The sequence below is a fragment of the Xenorhabdus bovienii genome, assembly GCF_024721015.1.
Classification (GTDB): Bacteria; Pseudomonadota; Gammaproteobacteria; order Enterobacterales; family Enterobacteriaceae; genus Xenorhabdus; species Xenorhabdus bovienii.
In genome coordinates, this window is sequence record NZ_JANAIF010000142.1 from 1 (window position 1) to 3739 (window position 3739).

General features: G+C 44.1%; 8 protein-coding genes. All 8 read left to right on the forward strand.

The genetic code is table 11. From position 1 onward, the window contains the following. Positions 1 to 252: hypothetical protein (locus NXS07_RS18960; protein WP_258087401.1), on the forward strand; the 252-nt coding region annotated here is incomplete at its 5' end. After that, positions 245 to 655, forward strand: a complete 411-nt coding sequence (locus NXS07_RS18965) for a hypothetical protein (protein WP_258087402.1) — start codon at positions 245 to 247, stop codon at positions 653 to 655. The genes NXS07_RS18960 and NXS07_RS18965, both read left to right, overlap by 8 nt. A 195-nt stretch (positions 656 to 850) precedes the next feature. Continuing rightward, entirely contained in the window at positions 851 to 1069 is a 219-nt protein-coding gene (locus NXS07_RS18970) for a hypothetical protein (protein WP_258087403.1), read from the forward strand. Further along, positions 1066 to 1230 carry a hypothetical protein gene (locus NXS07_RS18975; RefSeq protein WP_258087404.1) on the forward strand — a complete coding sequence of 55 codons (165 nt, stop codon included), beginning with the start codon at positions 1066 to 1068 and terminating at the stop codon, positions 1228 to 1230. The genes NXS07_RS18970 and NXS07_RS18975 overlap by 4 nt, the downstream gene beginning before the upstream one ends. Then, positions 1227 to 1568, forward strand: coding sequence for a hypothetical protein (locus NXS07_RS18980; protein WP_258087405.1), 342 nt, complete (start codon positions 1227 to 1229; stop codon positions 1566 to 1568). Before NXS07_RS18975 ends, NXS07_RS18980 begins: the two co-directional genes overlap by 4 nt. A gap of 2 nt (positions 1569 to 1570) precedes the next feature. Beyond that, positions 1571 to 2242, forward strand: coding sequence for an exodeoxyribonuclease X (exoX, locus tag NXS07_RS18985; protein WP_258087406.1), 672 nt, complete (start codon positions 1571 to 1573; stop codon positions 2240 to 2242). Between the two features lie 5 nt (positions 2243 to 2247). Continuing rightward, complete coding sequence (locus NXS07_RS18990) at positions 2248 to 2925, forward strand: DEAD/DEAH box helicase family protein (protein ID WP_258087407.1); 678 nt, start codon at positions 2248 to 2250, stop codon at positions 2923 to 2925. Beyond that, complete coding sequence (locus NXS07_RS18995) at positions 2922 to 3527, forward strand: hypothetical protein (protein ID WP_046337093.1); 606 nt, start codon at positions 2922 to 2924, stop codon at positions 3525 to 3527. Before NXS07_RS18990 ends, NXS07_RS18995 begins: the two co-directional genes overlap by 4 nt. The last annotated feature ends 212 nt before the right edge of the window (positions 3528 to 3739 follow it).

Genomic DNA, 3739 nt, shown 5'->3' on the forward strand with positions numbered 1-3739 from the left:
TTAAAAAAAACCCTGACTAGAGATAACTACCCAAAACTTGAAATTGGTTACATGGTCATATTATTGAATGGTGATGTTGGGGTAGTTGAAAATATTTTCCATGACGGTACTTATGATTGCAGAATGGAAAGAACAGAAAGATTGCACATGTTACCTCCTACGGGTATGTATATAACTCCAACCAGATACAAGGGATATTCTTTGGACTGGGATAAAACTATCGAGGCTAATAGGGAGAATAACAATGCCTAAACATATTCACGCAGATTTAATGATGAAAGCGGCTAAAATTGCGCAGACTGATTCTGAGTGGTGGAAACATTTTCAAGCAAAAAACGACGATAAAATTGGATGGAGAAATTTAGGAGGAGAAATTGCGTTTATAGAAGGTACTGGTTTCGAATACCGCCTAAAACCCCGCACTGTTCGGATAGGTAATTTCGACGTACCGGAACCAGTGCGGAAGCCGTTGGAATATGAACAGGTATATTATTATCCGGATATAGAAGAAGAAGAAAAGGATGGTTTATTTTGGGATAATTATTGGTCTGGAAGTTCATGTGATTACGTTCGTTTAGAACGCGGCCTAATCCACCTCGATGTCGGATCTGCCGTAATACACGCCAAAGCACTCATCAGTCTGACGGCAAAATGATTCCCGATAGTTTCTATTATTATTCTCTCTCAATTCTAGCCGTCATTTTTATTCTACTCATCACCAGATAATCAATCATGAACAAACGAAATCTAACCCGCGCTCAATCGTGGGGATGTCTCGCTGTACGTGAAAATCGCTCGGCCGCATGGACTCGCGGCATGAAATTACTCATGAAATATTACGGAGGTCATCATGCAAGTATTCGCACCATCGGTCAGTAGCCGACATTATCGAAACGGAGTCAATGTCATTGAATTTCCTGAGGGAGTAAAGGGAATGGATTGCACAATGGAAGAACGCATGGACACAGGGCAGTGGTCAATGAATGAGTTAACGGATTATCTCATTGACAGGGATTTAATGGATAGCTTCATGGAAGAGCTGAAAAAAGCACAGCGGAGGATCGCATGAGATACGACTACACCCCCTATGGCGCTCAGAATGAGCAACATAAACGGAAATACACGGATGAACAAATAGCCGAGCACGAGGAACTGGCATACAAGCGGGAGGTGTTGGGTATGGAGGGATTGTCCGTCAGTGCTCAGGATTTCGCGGGGGATTTCACATGACCAGCAATTACTGGCGCTCACCTGGCTGTTTCGTGCCGAAAGACCCGATAGAGCAGCAGCGATACCTCAAGGAATTGGTCTTCGCAACAATGATAAATAACACCCCACACCCCGCAAGTAAAAAATTATCGGAACGAGTTCGTGAAGAGCGGGCGGGACAAGCCAACCACGAAGCCGCATTAAATCACCCCCCGCTACCCCAGCACCTGGCAGAGCAACGCACTGAACAGAAACGTCAGGCGTGGCGGGATTATTACGCAACTCATCACATAGAATATGACCATTATAAGGGTCATTCACCGACCCGCCGTCATGGTGGTATCTGGACAGGAGACTAGTTTTGACGACATACAGAGTAGTAGATACAGAAACCTGTGACATGGACAGTGGGATTGTTGAGATAGCAAGTATCGACATGGTAGGCAGTGAAATTTATTACAACCTTCAGCGGTCACACTTTGTAAACCCACATAAACCAATCTCAATAAACGCAATGGCTATTCATCACATCACTGATGAAATGGTGGCTGACTCTCCGCTTATTGATGAAGTTATCAGTAATTACAAAGGCGCTGATTATCTGGTTGCGCATAACGCAGAGTTCGATAAGCGAATGATGCCGGAAATGGATGCGCCATTTATCTGTACATTAAAACTAGCAAGGCGTTTATGGCCTGAGTTAGAGAGTCACAGTAACCAATACCTGCGATACGCACTGAAACTGGATGTTCATGTGTCAGAGGGATTGCATGCTCACAGAGCGCTGTATGACTGTATTGTCACAGCCGCGTTATTTAAACGTATCAAGGATGAATCAGGTTGGTCTGACGAGGAAATGCTGGAAATCAGTAATCAACCCTCATTATTGCATAAGTTCAAGTTTGGCAAACATAAGGGAATAACATTCGAAGAGGTTGCGCAAACTAACCCCAGCTATTTCACATGGTTATTGAAGCAACCTGACCTTGATCCTGATGTTGAGTTCACAATCAATTATTGGTTAGCGAGGTAGTCAATATGGGAACCGCAACACTCATACTCGGTGAATCTGGTACAGGGAAGAGTGCCAGTCTACGCAACCTCAATCCAGAAGAGACATTGTTAATCCAGACGGTCAGGAAGCCATTACCGTTTCGCTCCGCAGTATGGAAGCCCTTTAATAAAGAAAACCCCGCTGGCGCTATTTGCTCCACGGATAATTGGCAGCAAGTCATAGCCGTGATTAAGGCAGCTCCCAAGCATGGCAAGACAACTATCATCGTTGACGACTTCCAATACTTGATGGCTAATGAATTTATGCGCCGTTCAGAAGAAAAGTCCTTCGATAAATTCACTGAAATAGGCTCTCACGCATGGAACGTGATTGATAACGCCATCAGACAAACGCCAGACAACTTACGGATCTACTTCCTCTCTCACACGGAAGAATCCCAGCAGGGAAAAGTGAAGATGAAGACCATCGGTAAGATGCTGGATGAGAAAATCACAGTGGAAGGGATGTTCACTATCGTACTGAAAACACTGGTCAAGGATGGACGCTATCTGTTCACTACCCAAAACAACGGGTTCGATACCGTCAAATCCCCAATGGGACTGTTTGACTCATTCGAAATTGAAAACGACCTGAAAACCGTAGATAACGCTATTTGTGAGTATTACGACCTAGAAACCCACACAGAGGAAACAACTATATGAACAATGTTCTTTTTACCTACGACCAAGAATCAGCCATGAGTGCCGGACAAGGCGGTTTTATAAATGAAAGCGGCGCATATGTTATCACCATTAACGAAGCAAAACTGACCACCGCCCAATCTGGCGCTGAGTTCATTGAGTTCTCTGGTGAGACGGATGACGGTCGCAAAGTCAGTTATCTCAGTATTTGTTGCAAGAAAAAAGATGGTTCAGTCAATGCATTCGGTCACAGCATGATACAGGCCATCATGGGATGTTGCGGTCTTCGTCAGATAACTAGCCATATGGTTTCTGTTAATAACCTGATTGCACCAGAATTCACGGGTAAACGTGTTGGTCTGGTGCTGCAAAAGATACTGAGAACAAAGACGAATGGATCTGATACCTACGGAATGGATATCCGCATCCCGTTCTATGCCGACACGCGTCAGACTATTGCTGAGAAAGTTGAAGGGAAGCCAGCAACTACAGTAGATAAAGTCATAGCAAATCTGAAAGACAAGGATGACCGAAAATCAGTTAATTCTAACTCACCATCGCAATATTACGCCCAACAGGATACACCACCCGCAGATTGGGATGATCAGGGTATTCCGTTCTAACGCCATTCGGCAATCCAAATAGAAACATCTAACCCCAACCTATATCACTGCGCTGCTTCATCACAGCGGGAGAATTATTGTGACTATTAAAATGATAGAGACACTCGTTTACTACTCGCCAACAAGGAAAAGGCGATATTTCAGCAAACGTGGAGCCATTAAAGCAGAGGCTAATGCCCGAATATATAAAAAATATCCTAAAGAGGAACAGG